Below are 6,014 nucleotides of genomic sequence, written 5' to 3'. Positions count from 1 at the left end.
AAGATTCTTAAATCTATCCAGGAGTGTATCGCTGCATTTAAGGTTAATATGACGGATGACGAGGCAATATATCTATGGCCGAAAATCAATGAGTTTGTCAAGGTAACGCGGCGGCAGCCTTCTTTGGATGCACTCGATCCTACTGAAAGACGCCTTGCTGAAGCTCTTATATACCTGCGTCAATTAAAGAGGGATCAGAAGAATGGATGAGAAAACAAAGAAAGACAAACTATCAGAAATATTTGAAAGCGATCTTCTGGGATTACTTGCCGTTGATGACCCCAAAGCTACTCCCGTTTCAACACAGGACAGCAGACTAATTGATAGCTTTCAAGAAATCTCCGATTTCTATGAAACAAATCAAAGATGCCCTGAACTCGGTGACGATATAGGTGAGTATCGCCTTGCTTCACGTCTCGCGGCAATAAAAAAAGACCCCAAGAAGGTAAAAACGCTTCTGCCATATGATTACTACAATCTGTTGGAAAGAGAAGAGACGAAATCCGTCTCGGTCGAAGAATTGATCAGTGACGATCCTCTTGGACTCCTGGATGGTGATGACGAGGCTAACAGTATATATACGCTGTCCCATGTCAAACCGTCCGAGAGGTTGCGTCCCGATTACATTGCCCATCGCAAGGTTTGTAAAGATTTCGATCTTTATGAAGAGGCTTTTCAAAGAATCCATGACGATTTGGAACATGGACGAAGACGGCTTGTAGAATTCAAAGAAGGGGATCTGCATGAAGGCTGTTACTATGTTCTCCGAGGTGTAGTTCTTTATTTGGAGCAGAATTTGGCCGTCAAACAAAAAATCGAGTATAAGAGCGGCGCTAAAGTGCGCCGAGAAGGAAGGACGAGATGTATCTTTGATAATGGCACGGAATCCTCCATGCTCTATCGTTCTCTTGGTAAGGCTCTCAAACTTGATGGCTTTTGTATAAGCGATTTGATAGAGAAAAATGAAAGTTCCGTAAGCATCGACTCTACCGATGTGCAGAATGGTTACATTTATGTCCTTCGTAGTTTAAGCCGTGCGCCACAAATTCGCTCCATCCGCAATCTTTACAAAATAGGATACTGTTCCGGCGATGTTACTACGCGCATTAAAAATGCAGTTCATGAGCCGACATACCTGATGAATGATGTTGAAGTCGTGCTGACGGTGCGATGCTACAACTTGGATGTTCCCTATCTCGAAGCAAGTATCCACAGTTTTTTCAGCAACGTCAATGTGTACTTCGGGGTGCGTGATGATGAAGGAATCATGCATTATCCCAAGGAATGGTTTACTGTGCCTCTAAATATTATTGAGGAGGCCATTCCTCTTATTGTTGATAAAAAGATCGACAGCTATCGATATGATAAGAACCTGCAAATGATTATTCAAAAAGGCTCTTCGGAATAGGGCATGGTGATTTATGGCTGATGTATTTTCAAAGTCAGAACGGTCGAAAATCATGCAGCGTGTTAAGTCTTCCGGGAATAAAAGTCCCGAGGAAAAACTTATCCAGTATTTTGACGAGAAGCATATTACCGGATGGAGACGACACTATAATGTTAAAGGGCATCCTGACTTTGTTTTTCTTGACAAGCACATAGCGATTTTCGTTGATGGATGCTTTTGGCATGGACACGATTGCCGAAATACACGACCTGCTAAGAACGCAGAATACTGGAACAGAAAAAGGCAAAAGAACATCGAACATGACGCCGCCGTTACTCAGCTTTTTCAAGAGCGTGGCTGGTGCGTCATCCGTATATGGGAGTGCGAACTAAAAAGAAAAACAGAGCTATCCTTGACGAAAAATTAGCTCCTATATTTAGTTGAGCAGAACTGCACACCCTCATAACGATAATTCTTCCTGTTCGTTACGGGATACAACAATCGTTATGAGCGTGTGCAGTTTTTTGCTACTCCGGTCATCCTAATTTATACTTTCAATGCCGGTAAAACAAATTGTGAGTAAAAAATAAGCCCTCTGCACACCCCTCGGTGTAAGAAAGGCAGTAATTCCTGTGTATTCAAAACGTCCTAACGAAAACGGGCAGAAATCCTTGTATCAATCACGCAACAGCTTCATCATTTATTTTAAATTTAATGCCAGCATTTTTCATAAACTATACCCCCACAACAGTAATAACCATAACGGATAATATTTAACAAGATGATGTTAAGCTTTGACAATACAAGAAACTAATATAAGAACTTAATTATTTAACCACTAAATACTCATTAATAAATGCTTTTGTTGCAACTAAAAAATCGCCTTTGTAAGACTCAGGGATTTCACGCAAAAACATAATTATTACCGCCCCCTAAATCACGCTTTTATTACATTTATATTACATAGGTTTTACATTATATCACTTATTAGAATTGGTTCTCATATAATTTCCTCATATCTAAGTGTCCACCAATCTTTTAAACTCATCAAAAAAGCTCTCGCCACTAGGCGAGAGCTTTTCACATATTAACATTATTTACCCACTATATCCCCACGAACCTACCGATTGTCCACCTTTTCCGGATACATGTCGTGTTCGGCCAGGCGTTTAAAGGCCACGTCTTCCCACTTAGTTCCTTTTTTTCCGTAGTTGCAGTACGGGTCGATGGAGAGGCCGCCGCGAGGCAGGAATTTTCCCCACACTTCAATGTATTTAGGGTCCATAAGTGTTATCAGGTCTTCCATAATGATGTTGACGCAGTCTTCATGGAAGGCACCGTGGTTTCTGAAGGAGAAGAGGTAGAGTTTGAGGCTTTTGCTTTCCACCATTTTTATATCCGGTACGTAGGAAATGGTGATAGTCGCAAAGTCCGGTTGTCCCGTTATGGGGCAAAGGCTCGTAAATTCGGGGCAGTTAAATTTAACGAAGTAGTCGTGGTCTTGGTGCTTGTTTTCAAAGACTTCCAAGATGTTCGGGTTGTATTCGTTGGCATAAGTCACGTTCTGATTGCCTAAGAGTGTCAGTTTTTCCATCTTATTGTCCTTTCCGTAAGGGATCTATCGTGCCGTTGGCAGAAAAGGCCGCTTCTCTGTCTCTACAGGTACCGCAGAGGCCGCAGGGCTTGTCTCCCCCTTCGTAGCACGACCAGGTCAGTTCGTACGGCACATGAAGGCGTAGGCCTTCAGCTACAATGTCCGCTTTATTCATATGAATGAACGGGGCTTCTAGGGTAATACCGCCGCCCGTACCCTCGTAAACAGCCGTTTTCATAGCGTCGAAGAAGGCCGGCGAGCAATCGGGATAGGCCGCTCCCGCCGCATCGTCCGCATGGGCGCCGTAAACGACTCGTTCGCAATCAAGGCTGAGAGCCACGCCGGCGGCGGCGGAAAGGAAGATGCCGTTTCTGAAGGGCACGTAGGTGCTTACGGGAGACTGTCCCTTTGTTTCTTCAATTTGTTCGGCATAGCTCGTTTTCGGCACGGCCTTCTCCGAATGTTCCATCAGGCTGTTATGACTGTATGAAAATAAGGGGGTCACATCAAAGGAGATTCGCCGTACGCCGTAATAGTTGGCAATTTTTTCAGCACAACTCAGTTCTTTTTTATGTTTTTGTCCGTAGAGCACGGAAAGGGCTATGACATGTTCAGATCCGTACGCATCTACGGCCTGTGCCAGAGCTGTCGTCGAGTCGATACCGCCACTCAGTAATACTGCTGTTTTCATATAATCGTCCTTTATTGTAAATAAACTTGAAGGGTTGCATCCGTCTTAAAACGTCCCCTTAGTTCCACCGTCTTTGTCCGTGTACTACGGTTCTTAATACCGCGCGTCGTTACACAGGCGTGAGATGCCGCCAAAATAACGGCCACATCATCGCTTCCCGTCGCCTTGACCATAATATCCGCAATATCTCTGCCGATTCGTTCCTGGATCTGAAGTCTTTTTCCTACGGCATCACAAATTCTGGCAATCTTGGACAGGCCGATGACTCGCCCTTTGGGGATATAGGCTACTGTCGCCTTCATATCGTACATAAGTGCCATGTGGTGCTCACAAAAAGAAAACATATCGATATCCTTCATGACGACGACACGGTCCTTATCTTCAGTCTGCTCTTCGTCTTCAAAGGTCTTGGCCAGGCGGACCGCAATATCGTCATTCGACTCACCAATACTCGCAAAGACTTCTTCATACATGTCCGCCACACGCTTCGGCGTTTCCTTCAGGCCCTCTCTGTCCGGGTCTTCTCCCAAGGCGACGAGGATGCCGCGAATATGTTCTTCTATGGCTTTTTTATCTATCATTTATACTCCTCTTTTCTCAGGATCCCAAATAAACTTATGGAGCTGAAGCTGCAATCTCCACCCGTTGAGTCGCCTCTGTTTCATAAAGTCTACCATCTGTGCCGGGTCGATGGAGCCGAAGACGGGGCTGATATATACGGCGCAATGATTGACAAGATCGTAGCGTGTTACGATTTCTTCCGCTTTTTGTAAGTCTTCTGTACTTGAAACGACGAACTTTACCGTATCCTTCTCGGTAAGAATGGCGAAATTTCCCGTCACCATGGCTTTTTCACAACCGCTGCCCGGTAACTTATAGTCCATCGTAAAGGACGGTCGTCGCCTTTGACAAAACGGAAGAAGGGATACGGCCCCGTTTGTTTCGATTTCTACGTGAAAGCCATGCTTAGACAAGAGATCGATCAGTTCATCTATCCCCTCTTGTAAGAGCGGTTCTCCGCCCGTAAGGGTAATGTCCGTCACTCCTTCACGACAGGCATAGTCGACAATTTCCTGCGGCGATTCTTCCTCGTAAGGACAGTCCGCTTCATTGGCCCAAGCCGTATCGCAATAGGTACAGCTCAGATTACAGCCTTGAAAGCGAATGAAGAGAGCCAATTCGCCGGCACGTTGTCCTTCACCGTTAATGCTCACAAATTTTTCGACAACTCGCATGATTATTCCTCGTATGTCGCCTTATTGGTCGGCGTTTCGTATACTTCTACCCGACAAAGTTCAGGGCAATCTTTCTTTAAAAGATCATAAAAATACTTGGATAGATTTTCCGCCGTCGGTCGAAAAGATACTTCACGCAAGAGAAAGTTTTCTTCTTCAAGGCATGCCAAGGTCGTGTCCTTCAACGATCCTTTTTCATAGATTAAGGCGTGGTCGAAAAAGTCGCAGGCTTCTTTCAAGGACTTTTTCAAGTTCCCGAAATCCGTCAGCATGCCCTTTTCCTGACGTGTTTCTTTCAAGGCTTCCGCCTTGGCGTGAGCCCGTACGAGCCAGCGGTGTCCGTGCAGGTTGTGACACTTGCCTTCATAGTTTTTTAAAAAATGAGCGCCGTCAAAGGTCGCTTCACTGCTTATATAGTACATAGTTACCTCATAAAAAAAGCCCTGCTCTGAGCAAGGCTTTCGGTCAACGTAAAAACGTAAACAAAAACAGCCCTGGTTTTGTTTAAGGACAGGATGGTGCAAACGAACTGTCCGCATAGAGTATGCCGTTTCATTGTATGTCTTAAAGCCCCGTTTGTCAACGGCATAAGGTATATAAGAAAACAACGGCCGCCCCGTATGAGGCAAACCGTTGTTTGTATCTTCTTATGCCTGTACTTTTTTCATCAAAAGGGTACGCATGGAATTTAATACGGCCAAGACCATAACGCCTACGTCGGCAAAAATGGCAAACCACATATTGGCAATACCGACAGCCCCCAAGATGAGGAAGAGGACCTTAATGCCGATAGCCATATAAATATTTTCCTTAACAATGGCCATGCACTTGCGAGCAATTTTGACGGCCACGGAAATCTTTAAGGGGTCGTCATCCATAAGAACTACGTCCGCCGCTTCTACAGCCGCGTCGGAACCCATGGCGCCCATGGCAATACCTACGTCGGCACGGGCCAGGACGGGTGCGTCGTTCAAGCCGTCTCCGACAAAGGCCAGAAAGCCGCCGGCGGCATTCGTTTCTTGCAACAAAGCTTCAGCTCGTTTCACCTTATCGGCAGGCAAGAGGTTACCGTATACGGCATCAAGTTCTAACGACTTGCCGACCTTG

General features: G+C 45.3%; 9 protein-coding genes. 3 read left to right on the top strand and 6 right to left on the bottom strand.

Annotated elements, in window-relative coordinates; translation table 11 throughout:
• The 3 genes from PGX78_RS05680 to PGX78_RS05670 form a co-directional block, all read left to right on the top strand.
• The coding region (locus PGX78_RS05680; protein ID WP_270445829.1) for a hypothetical protein at window positions 1-210 on the top strand (210 nt) is incomplete at its 5' end.
• On the top strand, window positions 203-1,408 hold the full coding sequence (locus tag PGX78_RS05675; RefSeq protein ID WP_270445828.1) for a GIY-YIG nuclease family protein: 1,206 nt from the start codon (window positions 203-205) through the stop codon (window positions 1,406-1,408). The genes PGX78_RS05680 and PGX78_RS05675, both read left to right, overlap by 8 nt.
• 13 nt (window positions 1,409-1,421) lie before the next feature.
• On the top strand, window positions 1,422-1,814 hold the full coding sequence (locus PGX78_RS05670) for a very short patch repair endonuclease (protein ID WP_270445827.1): 393 nt from the start codon (window positions 1,422-1,424) through the stop codon (window positions 1,812-1,814).
• A 693-nt stretch (window positions 1,815-2,507) separates the two neighbouring features.
• On the opposite strand, the gene queF is transcribed toward PGX78_RS05670, so the two are convergent.
• From queF to PGX78_RS05640, 6 genes are all read right to left on the bottom strand, one after another.
• Window positions 2,508-2,981: a preQ(1) synthase gene (queF, locus tag PGX78_RS05665; RefSeq protein ID WP_442864801.1), complete on the bottom strand. Its 474-nt coding sequence runs from the start codon at window positions 2,979-2,981 to the stop codon at window positions 2,508-2,510.
• A gap of 1 nt (window position 2,982) precedes the next feature.
• Window positions 2,983-3,672, bottom strand: a complete 690-nt coding sequence (gene queC, locus PGX78_RS05660) for a 7-cyano-7-deazaguanine synthase QueC (protein WP_270445826.1) — start codon at window positions 3,670-3,672, stop codon at window positions 2,983-2,985.
• 11 nt (window positions 3,673-3,683) lie between these two features.
• Entirely contained in the window at window positions 3,684-4,250 is a 567-nt protein-coding gene (folE, locus tag PGX78_RS05655) for a GTP cyclohydrolase I (protein WP_270445830.1), read from the bottom strand.
• 3 nt (window positions 4,251-4,253) lie between these two features.
• Window positions 4,254-4,907, bottom strand: coding sequence for a putative 7-carboxy-7-deazaguanine synthase QueE (queE, locus tag PGX78_RS05650; RefSeq protein WP_270445825.1), 654 nt, complete (start codon window positions 4,905-4,907; stop codon window positions 4,254-4,256).
• 2 nt (window positions 4,908-4,909) lie between these two features.
• On the bottom strand, window positions 4,910-5,329 hold the full coding sequence (locus PGX78_RS05645; RefSeq protein ID WP_270445824.1) for a 6-pyruvoyl trahydropterin synthase family protein: 420 nt from the start codon (window positions 5,327-5,329) through the stop codon (window positions 4,910-4,912).
• Between the two features lie 225 nt (window positions 5,330-5,554).
• Window positions 5,555-6,014 (bottom strand): HAD hydrolase family protein (locus PGX78_RS05640; RefSeq protein ID WP_270445823.1); only part of this gene is annotated, 460 nt, incomplete at its 5' end.

The sequence above is a fragment of the Megasphaera sp. AF13-6AC genome (assembly GCF_027685385.1).
Lineage (GTDB): Bacteria > Bacillota > Negativicutes > Veillonellales > Megasphaeraceae > Megasphaera > Megasphaera micronuciformis.
The sequence above is the reverse complement of the archived record's forward strand: the minus strand, read 5'-3'. Positions and strand labels throughout refer to the sequence as shown.